Below are 18988 nucleotides of genomic sequence, written 5' to 3'. Positions count from 1 at the left end.
AACTTTCTAAGCTGCCTATACGGCAGTGAACTGTAGCCCGATCACTCTAACGGTTTGTTTTATTAGTAGCAATTGCCGTTTTCCCTGCAAAAACCCTTTTTTTCAGCTCATCTGTAACTCATTGATTGTTAAGCCTGTGAAATAGGCCAAATAAAAAGGGTCTGTGTTTGGGTCATATTTTTTGCAGCCACCATTTTTTCTGAATATTTGTGATAATCTGATTTTCGTTAGTTTTCTGAAAATTATATTTTTTCTTTATCAAATAGTTAGCCTGCGACTCATTCCGCTGGCGTCACAGCTATTATCGATTACGGCAGAAAATACATTATGGATAACGCCTTTAGCCCTTCGGACTTAAAAACCATTCTGCATTCCAAACGCGCCAATGTTTATTATCTCCAGCATTGCCGCATTCTCGTTAACGGTGGCCGTGTCGAATATGTCACGGAGGAAGGAAACCAGTCTCTGTACTGGAATATTCCCATCGCCAATACCAGCGTGGTGATGTTGGGAACCGGCACCTCCGTCACACAGGCAGCGATGCGGGAATTTGCCAGAGCGGGCGTCATGATCGGTTTTTGTGGCGGCGGTGGTACTCCGCTGTTTGCAGCCAACGAGGCGGAAGTCGCGGTATCCTGGCTATCGCCACAGAGCGAATATCGGCCAACCGAGTATTTGCAGGACTGGGTCAGCTTTTGGTTCGATGATGAGAAAAGGCTGGCTGCCGCCATCGCTTTCCAACAGGTGCGAATAACACAAATTCGTCAGCACTGGCTGGGCTCGCGTCTGTCCCGCGAATCCCGCTTTACTTTTAAAGCCGACCATCTTCAGGCGCTTCTCGATCGCTATGAAAAAGGGCTAGCCGACTGCTGCACCAGCAATGACGTGCTGGTGCAGGAAGCGATGATGACCAAAGCCCTGTACAAATTGGCCGCCAATGCCGTGAGCTATGGCGACTTTACCCGCGCCAAACGCGGCGGTGGCACCGATCTGGCTAACCGCTTTCTCGACCACGGTAATTATCTCGCTTATGGGCTGGCCGCCGTCGCGACATGGGTGCTGGGCCTACCGCACGGGTTAGCCGTGTTGCACGGTAAAACTCGCCGTGGCGGGCTGGTATTCGACGTCGCCGATTTAATTAAGGACGCACTCGTGCTGCCACAAGCGTTTATTGCCGCGATGGAAGGCGAAGATGAGCAAGAATTTCGTCAGCGCTGCCTGACCGCATTCCAACAATCTGAGGCGCTGGATGTGATGATCGGCAGCTTGCAGGATGTCGCCAGCAAGCTAAGTCAGGTGGGGCGATGAACATTCTGCTGATTTCAGAATGCAATAAGCGCGCGCTGGTCGAAACCCGCCGGATACTGGATCAGTTTGCCGAACGCAAGGGCGAGCGCACGTGGCAAACCGCCATCACGCAGGAAGGGCTGAACACGCTACGCAAGCTGCTGCGCAAAACGGCGCGTCGTAACACGGCTGTCGCCTGTCACTGGGTTCGCAGCGCGAATCATACCGAACTGCTGTGGATCGTCGGTAATTTACGGCGTTTTAATGCACAAGGGAGCGTGCCGACCAACACCACCAGCCGCGATATTCTGCGCTCGAAAGATGAAAACCCGTGGCACAGCGCCGAGGTGTTTAGCCTGCTGGCCGCTATTGCTGGGTTATTTCACGATGTCGGCAAGGCCAATGCGCTATTCCAGACGGGGTTGAGCGGTACAGGCCCACGCAGCCAACCGTATCGGCATGAATGGGTATCGCTGCGGCTGTTTCAGGCCTTCGTGGGGGAGCAAGACGACAAAGGCTGGTTAACCGCGCTCAGCACAGTGACTCCAGAGGCAGAAACAACCCTACTGGCAGCCTTACAGCGGGATAAGCAAGCGCCCACTGGCAGTCCATTTCGCACTTTGCCGCCGCTGGCGCAGGTTATCGCCTGGCTGATTGTTTCACACCATCGGCTGCCTGTGTTCAACAAATCGGCAGAGCTTGCACCCAACAGCAGTGAACCCCAGCTCGACTATGCAGAAACATGGTTAACCGACCATCTCTCGGCACAATGGAATGCTCTCAATCATTGCAAGCTCGATGTCACGCCAGCCAATCTGGCACAGGTGTGGCAGTTTCCGCATGGCACGCCGCTACTCAGCAGCGTCTGGCGTGAGAAGGCGCGCAAGTTTGCAGGTCGAGCGCTAAAACTCCCCTCATTCATGCATTTCGCTCAGTTAGATCAACGGCTGACCGTGCATCTGGCGCGTCTCGCACTCATGCTGGCTGACCACCATTATTCAGCAGGCGCGGCAACGGTTGGCTGGCAGGATATGGCTTATTCAGTCTGGGCTAACACCGATCGCAAAACGGGGGAATATAAACAGAGGCTGGACGAACACTGCGTCGGCGTCGGGCAAAATGCTCTGCTGCTGGGGCGCAGCCTGCCGAACCTGCGCGATACGCTACCCGCAATTACTCGCCACAAAGGATTTCGTCAGCGCAGCACGCACCCGCGCTTTCGCTGGCAGGATCGCGCATTCGATCTCGCCTGTTCCATTCGGGAATCCAGCAAGCAACATGGTTTTTTCGGCGTCAACATGGCCTCGACAGGCCGGGGAAAAACCTTCGCTAACGCCCGAATTATGTATGGCTTGTCGGATGAAGCACTCGGTTGTCGCTTTTCTGTCGCGCTAGGGCTACGCACGCTGACGCTACAAACGGGTGATGCGCTACGGCAGCGCTTAAAGCTGGATGAAGACGACCTAGCGGTACTGATTGGCTCACAGGCCGTGCAAGATCTCCATGAAATGCAGTTGGAAAATGAGACGCGCCAACAAAACACCGCGCAGACGGGCAGTGAATCCGCCGACCCGTTGTTCTCTGAACATCAGTATGTTCGTTACGATGGCTCGCTGGACGATGGCAGGTTAAAGACGTGGCTGGAACGCAGCCCAACCTTGCATCAATTACTGAGTGCACCGGTGCTGATCACCACCATCGATCACCTGATGCCCGCCACAGAAAGTCTGCGCGGCGGCCACCAGATTGCCCCGATGCTACGGCTATTGACCTCCGATCTGGTACTCGATGAACCGGATGATTTTGGGCTGGAAGATCTTCCCGCGCTCTGCCGACTGGTGAACTGGGCAGGCATGCTGGGATCGCGTGTTCTACTTTCCTCGGCCACGTTGCCACCCGCGTTAATTCGCGCGTTGTTCGGTGCCTATCTTGATGGACGTGCTGCCTGGCAACAGGCTTACGGCACACCGAATACACCCTTGAGCGTGTGCTGCGGCTGGTTTGATGAATTTGATTGTCAGCATGAGCAGTACGGCGATGTGAAAGGCTTCATAACCAGGCACGATGCGTTCGTTCAGCAGAGGCTGAAGCATCTTACCAAAGAGGAACTCCCGCTCCGGCTAGCTTCCATTGTGCCCGTCAGCAGCCCCAGTAAAAATAAAGATGATGTTCATCTTGCCGTCGCACAAGCGATCCACCCACTGATACGCGATTTACATTCACAGCATCACCAACAGCATAAGAGCGGAAAAACCGTCTCGCTGGGGCTGGTCAGAATGGCAAACATCGACCCGTTGGTTGCCGTCGCCCGCCAGTTGCTTGCCGTCCCCTCACCGCCGGATACCTGTATTCACTACTGCATTTATCACAGCCAACATCCGCTGGCGATGCGTTCCTATATTGAGCAACGGCTCGATGCCGCGCTGATGCGCAACGACGCCGATGCACTATGGCAGGTGGAGGAGATTCGTCAGGCAATAGAAAACGCGCCACAGCAGCATCATATCTTTGTAGTGTTAGCGACCTCGGTCGCCGAAGTGGGTCGTGACCACGACTACGATTGGGCGATTGTCGAGCCCAGCTCAATGCGTTCATTCATCCAACTCGCCGGACGCATATTGCGCCACCGGCAGGATGAACAACATGTGCCTAAAACCCCCAATATCTGCCTACTTAGCCACAATATTCGCGCGCTGAGAGGGGAAGATATCGCGTACTGTAAACCCGGCTTTGAGTCAAAAGACGAACGGCTGGATACGCACGACCTTCGTCAGCTATTACAGGAGGAGGACTACCGTCATCTCAACGCCGCACCGCGCATTGTGCAACCGGCGACTCTCACCAAACCGTTTTCACTGGTGGCGTTAGAACATGCTGTTTTAGGAAAAACGCTGCTTGGCCTCACAAATCAAAAGCTCGATGGCCTGAAACGCCCGCCCGCCGCCTTCTGGTGGCGCGCACATCCGCACTGGAACGGTGAATTGCAGCGGCGCACGCCCTTTCGAAAATCCGACAGAGATGAACCGTATACCCTGTGGATCGCCGATGACGATGAAGATGCCGTTTTCATGATACCTGACGACGGCCCCAGTAAATGGAAGCAAAGCGATGTGATCCGCCCCACGTCACTGCACATGGCTGAAGGCGTTTGTGCGTGGGTCGATCCCGATTACCACGCCTTATACCAGCGGCTGGCGGACGAGAAACAGTGGGAACTCAAACGGGTTAGCGCCCGCTTCGGCGAAATTCGCCTGCGGGAAGACGAGGAAAAAGACTGGCTCTGGCACCCACTGCTGGGGGTGTTCGGACAGTGACAAGAATAACAATAGGAGGAGGAATGGAAGAAAGCAGACTGACACAGTTCATCGTGTCCTACATCAGCGCCCGAAAGCAAACCAAGCTGGATGCATTCGATAAAGAAGCGGAGAAGAAACGTGCGGCGCTCAGCGGTGAAGCGTTAGCCGCAGAGGAATTGGAGCTGGCCGAGAAGCGGCGAGAGATAGAGCAAAAACATGAGGTTCGCGCGTGGTTAACCGATGCCGCCAGCCGCGCCGGACAAATCAGTCTGGTCACCCACGCGCTGAAATTTACCCACAGCGATGCCAAAGGCACCAGCGTCTTTAGCACCGGAACGGTAGCAGATGCCAAAACGCTTTCGACCTCAACACTGGCACAACCCGCTATCGATGCCGTGGGAAACGCCGCCGCCCTCGATGTCGCCAAACTGCTCCAGACTGAGCACGACGGGGATTCGCTGGTCGCGGCCCTACAGCGTGACGATCACCGTGCATTAGAAAAACTGGCAGAAAACCCGGAACAGCTCGCACAGTGGCTGGCGGGGTTTCAGCAGGTCTTCACCGATCGCCAGCCCAGCTCACATAAGCTAGCCAAACAGATCTATTTCCCACTAAAAAACGGTGAATACCATCTGTTAAGCCCGCTGTACTCCTCATCGCTGGCGCAAGCGCTCCACCAGCGGATTAATGCCGTGCGCTTTGGTGAGGAAGCCAAAGCGATTCGTCAGGCGCAAAAAGCGAATCAGTGGCACGACCAACTCTCCATCAGCTACCCCTATCTGGCGGTACAGAATATGGGCGGCACCAAGCCGCAAAATATTTCTTCACTCAATAGCAGCCGCAGCGGCCGTTCCTATTTGCTCAGTAGCGCACCGCCACAGTGGAACAGCGTTGAAAAACCGCCGCAGCAGCATGAATGCATTTTCCGTCCACGCGGCGAGGTGGACTATCACACCCGAGCGACCTTAGCGCAGATGCAGCGCTTTCTGCTTAGCGTCAAAGAGGTGGAAAACAATCGTGACATTCGTCAACAGCGCCTGCGTTATCTCGACCAGTTGATCGATCAGCTCTTCTTTTATATCTCCAGCGTGCAAAACCTGCCCTCCGGCTGGAGCGCAGAGTCTGAACTGAAACGCGCCCAGCAGCTGTGGCTCGATCCTTATCGTGCAGAAACGGATACGGTTTTCCGCCGCGAGCGTGAAGCAGGAGACTGGCAAAAGGCAGTGGCCTACGATTTTGGCCGCTGGCTGAACCGTCGGCTCAAGCATGAAGAGTTGATCTTCGGCGAAGTCGAACGCCGCGAATGGTCTACCGCCGCGCTGTTCAAACGCCGGATGCGTGAAATGGAAAGCGCACTGAAAGAGGATCTGGCATGAGCACATTACTTATCCTGCGGCGTATCAAAGTCGAAAATGCCAACGCCATTGCCGGGTTGACCTATGGCTTCCCCGCTATTACGCACTTTCTCGGCTTTACCCATGCGCTGTCACGCAAGTTACAAACCAGCCACGGGCTAACGCTGGACGGCTGCGGCGTGGTGAGCCATCAACATCAGCTACACGCCTACGGTTCTAGCTGGGAACGGAGTTTTGCCCTGACCCGCAATCCATTGACCAAAGAAGCGAAAACCGCTGCTTTCAATGAAGAAGGCCGCATGCATATGACCGTCTCGCTGTTAATCCGCTGTGAGGGGCAGATTCCGGCGGATACCACGGCATTGTGTGATTTCCTCACCCAGCAGGCACAGTGCCAGCGACTGGCGGGCGGCACCATTGTTGATATCGAACGCGTCACCATCCAGTCATTACCCAGCGACGAAGCGGAAACTCGTAAAGTTATGCGCCGTTTGTTACCTGGCTTTGTACTAAAAGATCGCACATCACTGCTGCATGACCATTTCCAAACGCTACAGCAGGACAATCCGCAAGCGGAACTGATTGATGCCTGGCTGGATTTCGCCGCGTTAAAAATGCGGGCAGAGCGTGATCCCAACGGGAGCAATGTACAGTGGCAGTACCAGCCCAAACCCGGTGGTGGCGGCTTTCTGATCCCGTTAATGATCGGCTACCGCGCCATTTCGCCGCTTTATGCCCCCGGCGAAGTCGATAAAACCCGCGATCCGCACACGCCATTCTGTTTTGCCGAAGCCGCCTACGGCATCGGGGAATGGCAAGGCGCGCATCGCATCAGTGATATCCGCCAGATACTCTGGGAGTACGACTATCAGAACGGCGATTATCACTGCCGCCAATTAGCAGACACCCATTCAGCAGCAGAAGACACTTCCTACGAATTCGATGACTAAAAAGGACGATATCATGGCAAAAGCACCAACAAGTTTAAAAACTGCGTCAGTACTGGCTTTTGAACGCAAGCTGGCGAATTCGGACGCGGTAATGTACGCAGGCAACTGGGCGCAGCAGGATAACTGGACGCCGATTGCCATTCAGGAGAAATCGGTGCGCGGGACGATCTCCAACCGCCTGAAAAATGCCCTCACCAGCGACCCCGCCAAGCTGGATGCAGAAATTCAGAAAGCTAACCTGCAAACCGTAGACGTTGCCGCCCTTCCCTTCGGAGCCGATACCCTGAAAGTCGTGTTTACCCTGCGGGTGCTCGGTAATCTGGCGCAGCCCTCGGTCTGTAACGATCAGGATTACCAAACCGCGCTGGGTAACATCATCACCGGATACGCTCAGGATCAGGGTTTTGGCACACTGGCGGCACGCTATGCGGAAAATATCGCGAACGGCCGTTTTCTGTGGCGCAACCGCGTCGGGGCGGAAGCCATTCGGGTGGTCGTTACCACAGGCGAACTGCGTTGGGAATTTAACGGCGAAGACTATTCGCTGCGTGAGTTCAGCCAACCAACCGGTGACCTTGCAGCACTGGCACAGGCGATTGAGCAAGGGTTGGCTGGCGACTCATCGGTGCTTTTTACCGTGGAAGCCTATGTGCAGTTAGGCAACGGGCAGGAAGTCTTCCCGTCTCAGGAACTGGTGCTCGATGAAAAAGCGCGTAACGGCAAGAGCAAGATTCTCTATCAGGTGAATGACGTCGCCGCGATTCACTCGCAGAAAATCGGTAACGCGCTACGCACCGTTGATGACTGGTATCCGGCGGCGGATGAAGCGGGCCCGATTGCCGTCGAACCCTACGGTTCCGTCACCAGCCGGGGTAAAGCCTACCGCCAACCCAAGGAGAAGATGGATTTTTACACGCTGCTGGATAACTGGGTGATTAAAGGGGATGTTCCTGCACCGGAGCAGCAGCATTACGTGATTGCCACGCTGATTCGCGGCGGCGTGTTTGGTGAAAAAGGCGAATAAGGTGGCGGTATGGATCACTACATTGATATTCGCGTCCAGCCCGACCCTGAGTTCACGGCTTCGCAGCTCTTGAACGCGCTGTTTGCCAAACTGCACCGAGCACTCGGACAGGTGGCGGATGGCAAGATTGGGATCAGCTTTCCCCAAGTGGGTAAAACGCTGGGGGAATGTTTGCGGCTGCACGGTACAAAAGAGGCGCTCTCTACGCTGGATCAAACGGCCTGGCTGAAAGGATTGCGGGATTACACATTGATTTCTGAGTGTAAAGCCGTACCCAACGGCGTGAAATTTCGCACCGTGCGCCGCGTTCAGCTCAAGAGCAGCGCAGAACGGTTGCGTCGACGCTCGGTGAACAAAGGCTGGCTGACGGAAGCGGAAGCCGCAGCACGCATTCCCGACGCGGTGGAAAAACGCAGCGCCCTGCCGTTTGTGCAAATCAAGAGCTTGTCCAACGGGCAGATGTTTTTCGTGTTTGTGGAACATGGCCCGTTACAAGATGCTCCTATCGCCGGATGCTTTTCCTCCTACGGCCTAAGCGCAGAAGCCACCGTCCCTTGGTTCTGACCCTTTTTTGGCGACCAGCTGCAAATCATTGATTTTTAATTGCAGTTGGTCGCCCTAGTAAAAAGGGTTTTTCGCGATAAAATGAATATTCTCTTTAACAATCTGTTGGTTAGCGTAAAAACTTAACGGTTCACTGCCGCATAGGCAGCTTAGAAAGGCATCTCATCCGGCACTACAGACAGGGGTGGGTTCACTGCCGCATAGGCAGCTTAGAAATTCATGCCACTGGATGAGCACAGTAGCAATGGGTTCACTGCCGCATAGGCAGCTTAGAAAGCCAACTACAGCATCGTCGAATGCGTTATCGCGTTCACTGCCGCATAGGCAGCTTAGAAACGCCAAATTTCAGGCTGTGCTAACGCGTGATCGTTCACTGCCGCATAGGCAGCTTAGAAAGTACACCTCGCGAGCCATGCTTAACCATACCAGTTCACTGCCGCATAGGCAGCTTAGAAACGGCCCGTACCGTTGCAGTCCCTACAGGCAGTGTTCACTGCCGCATAGGCAGCTTAGAAAAACGCTCCAGACAAACGACGCCGTGACCTCGAGTTCACTGCCGCATAGGCAGCTTAGAAACTTGAGCAGCAGTTAGCAGCAGAACGGGCGAAGTTCACTGCCGTGCAGGCAGTTCAGCGATTATCGGAATGCGTCGCTGGCGCGACGCATTCTTGAGGACTATTCCCCGCTGAGGGTGACCACCAGCGAGCGGCTACCGCCGTGGTTGCGGTGCTCGCACAGGTAGATGCCCTGCCAGGTGCCGATGTTCAGGCGTCCGTTGGTGATGGGAATCGTTAGACTGTTGCCCAGCAGACTACCTTTTAGGTGCGCGGGCATGTCGTCGCTACCTTCATATGTATGGCGGTAGTACGGCTCATCCTCCGGCACTAAGCGATTAAAAAAGCTCTCGAAATCCTGCCGCACCGTGGGGTCGGCATTCTCGTTAATCGTTAGCGCCGCCGAGGTGTGTTTGATGAACACCTGCATCAGCCCGACGTTTATCTGGCGCAGTCCAGTAACCTGCGCCAGTATTTCGTCAGTCACCAGATGGAAGCCTCTGGCTTTCGGCTTCAGGCGGATTTCATATTGCATCCACATCGCCGCCCCCTGCTATCAGGCTTCGCGTGCCAGAATCGGCCGCAGGAAGCGTGCAGTGTGGGACTGTTCGCACTCTGCCACCGTTTCCGGCGTGCCGGAGACCAAAATTTCTCCGCCGCCGCTGCCGCCTTCTGGCCCTAAATCGACAATCCAGTCAGCCGTTTTAATGACATCCAGATTGTGCTCAATCACCACGATGGTATTACCTTGATCGCGCAGCTGATGCAGAACGGTAAGAAGCTGCTGAATATCGGCAAAGTGCAGGCCGGTCGTAGGTTCGTCGAGAATATACAGCGTCTGTCCGGTTCCGCGTTTTGACAACTCGCGCGACAGTTTCACACGCTGCGCTTCCCCACCGGACAACGTGGTGGCCGACTGCCCAAGGCGAATGTAGGACAGGCCGACGTCGATCAGCGTTTGCAGCTTCCGCGCCAGCGCCGGAATGGCATCAAAGAACCCTCGCGCTTCTTCGATGGTCATATCCAGCACTTCATGAATGCCTTTGCCTTTGTATTGAATTTCCAGCGTTTCGCGGTTGTAGCGCTTGCCTTTGCACTGGTCGCACGGCACATAAACATCCGGCAGGAAGTGCATTTCGACCTTAATTACGCCGTCGCCCTGACAGGCTTCGCAGCGTCCACCGCGCACGTTAAAGCTGAAACGGCCGGGGTTGTAACCACGAGTACGCGCTTCCGGCACGCCGGCAAACAGTTCACGAATCGGCGTGAAAATTCCGGTGTAGGTTGCCGGATTGGAGCGCGGCGTACGGCCAATCGGGCTTTGATCGATATCGATCACCTTATCGAAATGCTCCAGCCCCTGAATCTCACGGTGAGCGGCAGGTTCCGCCAGCGTCGCGCCGTTCAACTGACGCTGCGCCAGCGGGAACAAGGTATCGTTGATGAGGGTCGATTTACCCGATCCCGACACACCGGTGATGCAGGTAAATAACCCAACCGGCAGCGTCAGCGTGACATCTTTCAGGTTATTGCCCTTGGCGCCAATCAGCTTTAGCACTTTAGTGGGATCCGCAGGCACGCGCTGTTTCGGGATTTCGATCTTGCGTTTACCGCTGAGGAACTGCCCCGTCAGCGAATCCGGCACCGCCATGATCTCTTCCATCGTGCCTTCTGCGACAATCTGGCCGCCGTGCACACCCGCACCGGGGCCGATATCAATCACATGGTCGGCGGCACGAATCGCATCTTCATCATGTTCCACCACAATGACGGTATTGCCCAGATTACGCAGGTGAATCAGGGTTTCCAGCAGACGCTCGTTGTCACGCTGATGCAGGCCGATGGACGGCTCATCCAGTACGTACATCACGCCAACCAGTCCGGCACCGATCTGGCTCGCCAGACGAATACGCTGCGCCTCGCCGCCGGACAGCGTTTCCGCCGAACGGGAGAGCGACAAATAGTTCAGCCCGACATTCACCAGAAACTTCAGCCGATCGCCAATCTCTTTCAGCACCTTCTCGGCGATTTGGGCGCGTTGCCCGCTGAGCTTCATATTCTGGAAAAACGTCATCGCATGGCCGATGCTCATATCGGAAATCTGCGGCAATGTCGTCTGTTCAACGAACACGTTACGCGCTTCTTCACGCAGGCGCGTTCCGCCGCAGCTGGCACAGGAGCGGTTGCTGATGAATTTCGCCAGCTCTTCGCGCACCGCTGTGGATTCCGTCTCTTTATAGCGGCGCTCCATGTTGTGCAGCACGCCTTCAAACGGATGACGACGCACCGAGGTGTCGCCGCGATCGTTGATATATTTGAATTCGACGTTCTCTTTACCGGAGCCGTACAGAATCACTTTCTGCACCGCGGCACTCAGGCTTTCAAATGGGGCATCGACGTCAAATTTGTAATGCTCCGCCAGTGAGCGCAGCATCTGGAAATAGTAGAAGTTACGGCGATCCCAGCCGCGAATCGCACCCCCCGCCAGCGACAGCTCGGCATTTTGCACCACGCGGGACGGATCGAAGAATTGCTGCACACCCAGACCATCACAGCTTGGGCACGCGCCCGCCGGATTGTTGAACGAGAACATACGCGGTTCCAGTTCGTGCATGCTGTAGCCACACACCGGACAGGCAAAGTTCGCCGAGAACAGCAGTTCAGGCTGCGTCGGGTCGTCCATATCCGCCACCACCACACTACCGCCGGACAGATCCAGCGCGGTTTCAAACGACTCTGCCAGCCGCTGCGCCAAATCTTCGCGCACTTTAAACCGGTCAACGACGACTTCGATGGTGTGCTTTTTCTGTAATTCCAGCTTCGGCGGATCGGACAGATCGCACACTTCGCCGTCGATACGGGCGCGGATATAGCCCTGTGAGGCCAGGTTTTCCAGCGTCTTGCTGTGCTCGCCTTTGCGATCTTTCACAATCGGTGCCAGCAGCATCAGGCGCTTACCTTCCGGCTGCGCCAGCACGTTGTCCACCATCTGGCTGACCGTCTGCGCATCCAGCGGCACATCGTGCTCCGGGCAGCGCGGTTCACCCACGCGAGCAAACAGCAAACGCAGGTAGTCATGAATTTCGGTAATCGTCCCGACCGTGGAACGCGGGTTATGCGAGGTGGATTTCTGTTCGATAGAGATGGCGGGCGACAGCCCTTCTATATGATCGACGTCCGGTTTTTCCATCAGCGACAAAAACTGACGGGCGTAGGCGGAGAGAGATTCCACATAGCGCCGCTGCCCTTCGGCATACAGCGTGTCAAACGCCAGCGATGACTTACCCGAGCCCGACAAACCGGTGATTACGATCAGCTTGTCACGAGGGATTATCAGGTTGATATTCTTGAGATTATGGGTACGAGCACCACGAACTTCGATCTTATCCATTCACACATTTCCCGGAATAAAAACGGTTTGTCATCGCCTCTCGAAGGGAGAGAACCGGTACGAAACGAGCAATTATGGCACAAAAAAAACTGAATGGATATCCAGTATTAAACCCGTTTACTTTGCAAACGCTGCAAATCTCACTTTCATTTCTGAAGCCATTTCGCAGGTATGACAGAGAGTTTTCCCATGGTAAGATTGATCGTTTAGACTTAGAAAATAAATCTACCGATTCATCAGGAGACGAGCATGGCCAGCAGAGGCGTTAATAAAGTGATTCTTGTCGGGAATCTGGGTCAAGACCCGGAAGTCCGCTATATGCCGAATGGTGGTGCAGTTGCCAACATCACGCTGGCTACGTCGGAAAGCTGGCGTGACAAGCAAACCGGTGAGCAGAAAGAGAAGACCGAATGGCACCGTGTCGTGCTGTTCGGCAAACTGGCAGAAGTCGCGGGCGAATACCTGCGCAAAGGCTCTCAGGTTTACATCGAAGGCGCACTGCAAACCCGTAAATGGGCCGATCAGGCTGGCGTAGAGCGCTACACCACCGAAGTCGTCGTTAACGTCGGCGGCACCATGCAGATGCTGGGTGGACGCCAGGGCGGCGGCGCACCAGCAGGCGGTAACGCAGGTGGCAGTCAGCAACAAGGCGGCTGGGGTCAACCTCAGCAGCCGCAGGGCGGCAACCAGTTCAGCGGCGGCGCGCAATCTCAACAGCGTCCGGCACAGAACCATTCCTCTACAAACCATGCTCCGGCACAAAGCAACGAACCGCCAATGGATTTCGACGACGACATTCCGTTCTAAGTTGAACGTAGAGTTGATTGTTTAGAAACCCTATCTAAGACCCCGAACGTTCGGGGTTTTTTTACGATGTTAAACGCGAATAAAGAAACAAGGGATGGCAATTCAGGCCACAAACCGCACGTTTGTGGAAATGATAAACCCTATCGACCACAGCGCTATTGATTCGACTTGGGCATCGGCCGCCAGTCCACTTTTATGGGATACGCTTTGAAGTTATAGTCGATACCGTACGAGTGCTGCCTGCCAGCAAGGCTGCATTTACCGAAAAAAGAGTATTCCCCGTTGTATCGCTCTGGAGGTGTCGAAATCACGATGTTTCCGCAGCAGTCTGGATAAATACACGCTGTCGTGTGGGTAAATACAATATAGCCAGCCTCGGTTCTGCTAAATAACCTATCGGCATAAAGCTGTTTACATTCCTCTTTATTCGGCGCGCCAGAGACCAAAATACGGAGATTGTCATAATATCCCACCACCACCACGCCAAATATCACCCCGAATGCGGCGACATACGCCCACAGCGGCAAGTTGATCGCAGGATGAATCTGCATAAAATCCGCGACAAGACTCAACCCCGGTAATAAACAAACAGCCACAAAGCTGACGATGAACTTACCCTGTTCTGCACGTGATATTTCCTTATAGACACGCACCGTATTTTCACCCGCCAGATTGGTGTATTGCCCATGGTGATGATTAACGTGGACGACACCGGATTCATTGTTGATAACCGTTTGATGTTCGCCAGTGTTTCTCTGTTGAATATCCATCACTCCCTCCTTAGATACAAAAAACCCGCATGATAAGAGATTTGAGCACAGCATGAATGAACCTGCCACTTTAGCCTACTTCATCCACAGCCTATGTCAGTTTAGATCGTAACGAATTGGTCTGGTTCCATTTCAATAAGTGGAGGGGCATATCCATCTATTTGATTGCTATTTTATTCCGGTAAATATCAGCCTGATTGCCATCACCTATCCACGAAAATATGAGAGTAAAATGATGAATAGAGACCAAGAAATTATTGTTAATTCCGTTGAGCCAGAAGATCACGAGCAGTGGCTGCCCTATTGGAAGCGTTATCAGGAATTCTATAAGGTGCAGCTTTCCGATGAGGTCACGGAAGTCACCTGGAGCCGCTTTTTTAAAGCCGATATCCCTGTGTATTGCGCGGTAGCGAGAGAAGGATTAGACATTGTGGGCTTCGCGCACTTTGTTTTTCACGATTCCACATGGGGAGTAAACTCTTATTGTTACTTAGAAGATCTTTTCGTTGATCCCACCGCTCGCGGTAAAAACGTTGGCAAAAAACTGATTGAATACGTGAGAGAAAAGGCACAAGAAAAAAACTGCGATCGGCTGTATTGGCATACTCAGGAAACCAATAAAACAGCTCAGCGGCTTTATGATTGGGTAGCGGAAAAACCGGGTGTTATCGAATATAGAATGCCGCTTTAATTATAGTATTTATGCAGAAATATAGTACTTATGCAGAAACTATAGTGCTTATGCGGAGTGAAACTTCCCTGTAAATAACACCCCGCCTACTCCACCCGCCGTACCGATTCTCTGACCACCACCTGCCCGGCTAGCTCGGTGCGCTGGGCAATACCCAGCGCCTGTGCAGGCGTCATTTGCTGCGCCAGCAGCTGTAGCGCCGCGCGGGCGATGGTCTCAAACGGCAAATGCACCGTGGTGAGTGAAACCGGCAGCATGTCGAACGGCAGGATGTCGTCCATCCCCATCACCGATATGTCCTCCGGCACTCGTAGCCCGTGCTGATATAGCGCATCAATCACACCAATGGCCTGATTATCCGCGGCGCAGAAAATCGCGGTAACACCCAATCTGTCGGGGTTAGCCGTCAGCCAGCGCAGCAGCGCGTCACGCGCCGTACGCGGATGGAAATCCGGCAGCGAGAGGATCAGATCCTCATCCACCGCAATCCCCGCCTGCATGAGCGCATCCCGATAGCCGCGCTCGCGCTGTTTGATCGTCATGCGCGACGTCCAGGTCAGATGCAGGATCCGCGTATGCCCTTGTTCGATCAGGTAACGCACTCCCGCCGCCGCCGCGTAGTGGTTGGCGGGCGTGACGCTGCTCAGGCGCATTGAGGGATCTTCACCGTTGATCAGCACCGCCGGAATCCCGCTTTCCGCCACGGCGTTCAGCAGCGTCGGGTGATCGTCATTCACAATCAGAATGCCGCTCTCTTTTCCGCCCTGAAGCTCGCGCAATAACTGCTGTTCGTTAATGGTGTCGTGCTCCCCCAGAAACGGACGCAGTTGGATGTTGCGTTGCAGGCAGAGCGTTTTCAGGGCGTTAATCAGCGTCAGCGACACCAGATTGTACTCGCTCTCCAGCATCAGGTTGCGCGGCGTCGCCAGCAGAATGTGGCGCAGCGGTTCCGTCTGCGCGACAGTCGCTTTGGCCACTTTATGCAACGGATAGCCCTGCTCGGTGGCAATCGCCATGATGTGCTGCCTGACTTTGGCGCTGATCGGTGCCGTCCCGTTCAGCGCGCGCGAAACCGTGCTAATAGAAACCCCCGCGCGGTCGGCAATATCCTTGAGTGTCGCCATTATTTCATCCCCGTGTTGGCAATCCCCGTCGTGATGTATTTTTGCAGGAAGACGAACACCGCCGTCACCGGCAGAAGCGAGAGCATCGTCATCGCCAGTATATAGTGCCACTGCACCGAGAACTGCCCCTGAAACGCGTTCAGACCGATTTGCAGCGTAAAATTATCCTGACTGGAGAGGACGATCAGCGGCCAGAGGAAGTCATTCCAGCGCCAGATCACCGAGAAGATCGCCAGCACCGCCAGCGCAGGTGCGGTCAGCGGCAGGATGATCTTCCAGTAAATACGGAACTCGCTGGCGGCATCGATGCGCGCGGCTTCGATCAGCTCATCGGGGATCGTCAACATATATTGCCGCAGCAGGAATACGCCGGTCGGCGTCGCCACCGTGGGAATAATCACGCCCCACAGGTTATCGCCCATGTTCAGGCCAATCACCACCAGGAACGTCGGCACCATCACCACCGACAGCGGAATCATCATCGTGGAGAGAAACAGCGTCAGCACCGTACCGCGCCCGCGAAATTCGTATTTCGACAGCGCAAACGCCGCCATCGAACTGAGCAACAGGGTCAGCAGCGTCGCCATCACCGTCACGAACACGGTGTTCTTCAGGTAGGTGGCAAAGTGGAACTTCGTTATCGGCGTTGTGTAGTTCTCCGTCTCCAAATGTAAGGCCTTCATTGGCACCAGATCTTTCGTCGATACACGCACCACCTCACTTGGCGCATCCGGGTTCACCAGCTGTGCAATCAGGCCGATGCGCCTGACCAGTGCCATAGTTTTCGCTTCGCCGTCTTCCTGCTTAACCTGCCACAGCTCCAGCGGCTTCGGGTACTCCGGCAACGTGATAGTATCCGCCGCCTGCGGCAGAAAGCTGGGCGGAAAACGGTTGATCTCTGCGGGCGTTTTGAACGACGACATCGCCGCCCACATCACCGGAATCATCACCAGCAGCGTACCCACCACCAGCCAAACCCAGCTCATGATATCCGTGATGTGAATGCGCCCCGGGTGACGGGTACGGGTGAGAAATGCGATTATTTTCATCATGGCTCCCGTTATTTTTTCCCTTCCAGCCGACGCGTCAGCAGGAACTGTAACGCCGTCAGGATCATCAATACCACGCCCATCAACACCGAGGCCGCCGAAGCCAGCCCGTAGAGCGACGCGTTTGACGAAAAGGCCGTCTGGTAGATGTACTGCACGATAAAGCTGTTGGCCGTACCGGGGCCGCCGCCGTTGGTGAGCACCCAGGCTTCATCGAAAATCTGCACGCTGTTGATGGTCAGCAGAATCACCACCACCAGAATGTTCGGTGCCAGCAGCGGCAGCGTCAGGCGATAAAAACCACGCCAGCGCGAGGTGCCGTCCACCGCCGCCGCCTCGTAGATATCACGCGGGATCGCCTGCAATCCGGCCAGCAGGATCAGGGTATAAAACCCGACGTGAAACCAGACGGAGACAAACACCACCCAGAAACGCGATAGCGTCGGGTCGAGCAGGAAGGTAATCGGCTGCCCGCCCAGCGACGACAGCACCAGATTCAGCAGGCCGTTGCGGTTAAGGAACCACTGCCAGATCAGGCCCACCACCACCGGCGACAGCAGCACCGGATAGAAGAACATGGCGCGGAAAAAGCCACGGGCGATAATCTTGCGGTTGAGGATCAGCGCCGTTACCAGCGCCACCAGCAGCGTGCAGAGCACGTTGAAAAAGGTAAACGACACCGTGTTGTAGACGCCCGTCCAGAACAGATCCTGTTCACAGGTGGATGGCTCGGCGTAGTTGCCGCAGCTCAGCAGCGTGGAAAAGTTATCCACGCCGACGTAAGGGCGTTCCCACAGCAGGATATTGGTGCCGCCGGTAAAGGCGTAGCACACCGCCAGCAGAATCGGAATAAAGACAAAAACGGCGAACAGCAGCATATTCGGCGCGATAAAAAACCACGGCATCACTTTGCGGCCACCGAGTTTTTGTAGCAGATTCACCGCTTTTTCCACTGGCGTGACCAGCTTGTCGATCAGCGATCCTGCGGGCAGTAAGGCAATTTTTTTCATGTCGTCCTCTCCCGTCGCGATAATTAGTGCTCGGTACAGCGCGGCAATGTGTCATCCGTTTTGCCGTCGAACAGATGGCAATACGTCGGCGGGAAGCGGACGAACACCGATTCACCTGCGGCGAACTCACGGTGCTGCGCCAGATGGACGATCATCTCATCGTCAATACCGCCCATTCGCCCGTAGATAAAGGTTTCATGCCCCATCATCTCGCAGCGATCGACGCACAGCGCCATGCCCTCGCCGTCCTCAACCAGCTCACAGTGTGAAGGACGAATGCCGAGTGTGACGTTCTGCCCGACGGTGCCGATAAACGGCAGCACCAGACGATTGCCGGACGGGCACTGCACCTCAACGCCGTCCGCGCAGGTGGCGACGATCTGCGCCGGAAACATATTCATGCGCGGTGAACCAATGAAGCCGGCGACAAATTTATTTTTCGGCCGATTGAACAGTTCCAGCGGCGTGCCAACCTGCTCGATGCGACCGGCGTTCAGTACCACAATGCGCTGCGCCATCGTCATCGCTTCCACCTGATCGTGAGTCACATAAATCATGGTGGTGCGCAGTTTCTGATGCAGGCGAGACAGCTCGCCGCGCGTCTGCACGCGCAGCTTGGCATCCAGATTGGAAAGCGGTTCATCAAACAGGAACAGGTCAGGTTCACGCACGATCGCACGACCAATCGCCACGCGCTGCTGCTGCCCACCCGACAGCGCACGCGGTCGGCGATCCAGATAAGGTTCCAGCCCCAGCATGCGGGCGGCTTCATCAATGCGACGGATGATTTCGTCTTTGGGGAAGTGCAAGTTCTCCAGCCCGAACGCGAGATTCTTGCGCACCGAAAGGTGCGGATAGAGCGCGTAAGACTGGAACACCATCGCAATCTTGCGCTCTGCTGGCGTGAGATCGTTCACCTTGTGGTTGTCGATCAACAGCTCACCGCTGCTGATCTCTTCCAGCCCGGCAATCATGCGCAGCAGCGTGGATTTTCCACAGCCCGACGGCCCCACAAAGACCATGAACTCGCCATCATGAATCGTTAAGTCCACGCCTTTGATGATGTTCACCGCACCATAGTTTTTGTGGACGTTTTTTAGTTCAAGACTCGCCATT

General features: G+C 55.1%; 15 protein-coding genes and 1 CRISPR repeat array. Of the genes, 8 read left to right on the top strand and 7 right to left on the bottom strand.

Annotation, left to right across the window (positions count from 1 at the left end; all coding sequences use genetic code 11):
• Positions 1–327 precede the first annotated feature (327 nt).
• Genes cas1f through cas6f form a run of 6 tightly spaced genes read left to right on the top strand, consistent with a single transcriptional unit; the run spans position 328 to position 8476 of the window.
• Positions 328–1308: a type I-F CRISPR-associated endonuclease Cas1f gene (gene cas1f, locus Q3A88_RS03920; RefSeq protein WP_317177438.1), complete on the top strand. Its 981-nt coding sequence runs from the start codon at positions 328–330 to the stop codon at positions 1306–1308.
• Positions 1305–4601, top strand: coding sequence for a type I-F CRISPR-associated helicase Cas3f (gene cas3f, locus Q3A88_RS03915; RefSeq protein ID WP_317177437.1), 3297 nt, complete (start codon positions 1305–1307; stop codon positions 4599–4601). The genes cas1f and cas3f overlap by 4 nt, the downstream gene beginning before the upstream one ends.
• A 23-nt stretch (positions 4602–4624) precedes the next feature.
• Complete coding sequence (gene csy1, locus Q3A88_RS03910) at positions 4625–5959, top strand: type I-F CRISPR-associated protein Csy1 (protein WP_317177436.1); 1335 nt, start codon at positions 4625–4627, stop codon at positions 5957–5959.
• Positions 5956–6888, top strand: coding sequence for a type I-F CRISPR-associated protein Csy2 (gene csy2 / locus Q3A88_RS03905; RefSeq protein ID WP_110162439.1), 933 nt, complete (start codon positions 5956–5958; stop codon positions 6886–6888). The genes csy1 and csy2 overlap by 4 nt, the downstream gene beginning before the upstream one ends.
• A 13-nt stretch (positions 6889–6901) precedes the next feature.
• Positions 6902–7912, top strand: coding sequence for a type I-F CRISPR-associated protein Csy3 (gene csy3 / locus Q3A88_RS03900; protein ID WP_110162530.1), 1011 nt, complete (start codon positions 6902–6904; stop codon positions 7910–7912).
• Between the two features lie 9 nt (positions 7913–7921).
• Positions 7922–8476, top strand: a complete 555-nt coding sequence (cas6f, locus tag Q3A88_RS03895) for a type I-F CRISPR-associated endoribonuclease Cas6/Csy4 (RefSeq protein ID WP_317177435.1) — start codon at positions 7922–7924, stop codon at positions 8474–8476.
• Between the two features lie 128 nt (positions 8477–8604).
• Positions 8605–9052: direct repeats of the CRISPR family, unit length 28 nt; unit sequence GTTCACTGCCGCATAGGCAGCTTAGAAA.
• A gap of 99 nt (positions 9053–9151) precedes the next feature.
• On the opposite strand, the gene Q3A88_RS03890 is transcribed toward cas6f, so the two are convergent.
• Both Q3A88_RS03890 and uvrA read right to left on the bottom strand, forming a co-directional pair.
• Entirely contained in the window at positions 9152–9571 is a 420-nt protein-coding gene (locus tag Q3A88_RS03890) for a secondary thiamine-phosphate synthase enzyme YjbQ (protein ID WP_317177434.1), read from the bottom strand.
• 15 nt (positions 9572–9586) lie between these two features.
• On the bottom strand, positions 9587–12421 hold the full coding sequence (gene uvrA, locus Q3A88_RS03885) for an excinuclease ABC subunit UvrA (RefSeq protein WP_014916582.1): 2835 nt from the start codon (positions 12419–12421) through the stop codon (positions 9587–9589).
• A 249-nt stretch (positions 12422–12670) separates the two neighbouring features.
• Here uvrA and ssb1 point away from each other — a divergent pair, with 249 nt between their 5' ends.
• Entirely contained in the window at positions 12671–13228 is a 558-nt protein-coding gene (ssb1, locus tag Q3A88_RS03880; protein ID WP_317177433.1) for a single-stranded DNA-binding protein SSB1, read from the top strand.
• 155 nt (positions 13229–13383) lie between these two features.
• On the opposite strand, the gene Q3A88_RS03875 is transcribed toward ssb1, so the two are convergent.
• The gene (locus tag Q3A88_RS03875) at positions 13384–13998 is read right to left on the bottom strand and encodes a hypothetical protein (RefSeq protein ID WP_233990228.1); all 615 of its coding nucleotides are present in this window, start codon (positions 13996–13998) and stop codon (positions 13384–13386) included.
• Positions 13999–14230: 232 nt separating this feature from the next.
• Between Q3A88_RS03875 and Q3A88_RS03870 the strand changes: the two genes are divergently transcribed.
• A complete protein-coding gene (locus tag Q3A88_RS03870; protein WP_317177432.1) occupies positions 14231–14689 on the top strand; it encodes a GNAT family N-acetyltransferase in 459 nt (152 codons plus the stop codon).
• An 86-nt stretch (positions 14690–14775) separates the two neighbouring features.
• Here Q3A88_RS03870 and Q3A88_RS03865 read toward each other — a convergent pair whose 3' ends face one another.
• The 4 genes from Q3A88_RS03865 to Q3A88_RS03850 are packed head-to-tail and all read right to left on the bottom strand — an operon-like array spanning position 14776 to position 18987.
• Complete coding sequence (locus tag Q3A88_RS03865) at positions 14776–15813, bottom strand: LacI family DNA-binding transcriptional regulator (RefSeq protein WP_094370076.1); 1038 nt, start codon at positions 15811–15813, stop codon at positions 14776–14778.
• A complete protein-coding gene (locus Q3A88_RS03860) occupies positions 15813–16865 on the bottom strand; it encodes a carbohydrate ABC transporter permease (protein ID WP_014916590.1) in 1053 nt (350 codons plus the stop codon). The genes Q3A88_RS03865 and Q3A88_RS03860 overlap by 1 nt, the downstream gene beginning before the upstream one ends.
• An 8-nt stretch (positions 16866–16873) precedes the next feature.
• Positions 16874–17872 (bottom strand): carbohydrate ABC transporter permease, encoded by a 999-nt coding sequence (locus Q3A88_RS03855; protein ID WP_010279314.1) that lies wholly within the window; start codon positions 17870–17872, stop codon positions 16874–16876.
• Between the two features lie 23 nt (positions 17873–17895).
• Positions 17896–18987 (bottom strand): ABC transporter ATP-binding protein, encoded by a 1092-nt coding sequence (locus Q3A88_RS03850; protein ID WP_233990221.1) that lies wholly within the window; start codon positions 18985–18987, stop codon positions 17896–17898.
• Position 18988: the final 1 nt, after the last annotated feature.

The organism is Pectobacterium sp. HCp5_1 (assembly GCF_032905925.1).
Lineage (GTDB): Bacteria > Pseudomonadota > Gammaproteobacteria > Enterobacterales > Enterobacteriaceae > Pectobacterium > Pectobacterium brasiliense_A.
This window is presented reverse-complemented; position numbering and strand designations above follow the sequence as displayed.

Coding starts and splice junctions, on each gene's coding strand:
- csy3 (WP_110162530.1), top strand. CDS start 6,902: ATGGCAAAAGCACCAACAAGTTTAAAAACTGCGTCAGTACTGGCTTTT.
- cas6f (WP_317177435.1), top strand. CDS start 7,922: ATGGATCACTACATTGATATTCGCGTCCAGCCCGACCCTGAGTTCACG.
- csy2 (WP_110162439.1), top strand. CDS start 5,956: ATGAGCACATTACTTATCCTGCGGCGTATCAAAGTCGAAAATGCCAAC.
- Q3A88_RS03890 (WP_317177434.1), bottom strand. CDS start 9,571: ATGTGGATGCAATATGAAATCCGCCTGAAGCCGAAAGCCAGAGGCTTC.
- uvrA (WP_014916582.1), bottom strand. CDS start 12,421: ATGGATAAGATCGAAGTTCGTGGTGCTCGTACCCATAATCTCAAGAAT.
- Q3A88_RS03875 (WP_233990228.1), bottom strand. CDS start 13,998: ATGGATATTCAACAGAGAAACACTGGCGAACATCAAACGGTTATCAAC.
- cas3f (WP_317177437.1), top strand. CDS start 1,305: ATGAACATTCTGCTGATTTCAGAATGCAATAAGCGCGCGCTGGTCGAA.
- csy1 (WP_317177436.1), top strand. CDS start 4,625: ATGGAAGAAAGCAGACTGACACAGTTCATCGTGTCCTACATCAGCGCC.
- Q3A88_RS03865 (WP_094370076.1), bottom strand. CDS start 15,813: ATGGCGACACTCAAGGATATTGCCGACCGCGCGGGGGTTTCTATTAGC.
- ssb1 (WP_317177433.1), top strand. CDS start 12,671: ATGGCCAGCAGAGGCGTTAATAAAGTGATTCTTGTCGGGAATCTGGGT.
- cas1f (WP_317177438.1), top strand. CDS start 328: ATGGATAACGCCTTTAGCCCTTCGGACTTAAAAACCATTCTGCATTCC.
- Q3A88_RS03855 (WP_010279314.1), bottom strand. CDS start 17,872: ATGAAAAAAATTGCCTTACTGCCCGCAGGATCGCTGATCGACAAGCTG.
- Q3A88_RS03860 (WP_014916590.1), bottom strand. CDS start 16,865: ATGATGAAAATAATCGCATTTCTCACCCGTACCCGTCACCCGGGGCGC.
- Q3A88_RS03850 (WP_233990221.1), bottom strand. CDS start 18,987: ATGGCGAGTCTTGAACTAAAAAACGTCCACAAAAACTATGGTGCGGTG.
- Q3A88_RS03870 (WP_317177432.1), top strand. CDS start 14,231: ATGATGAATAGAGACCAAGAAATTATTGTTAATTCCGTTGAGCCAGAA.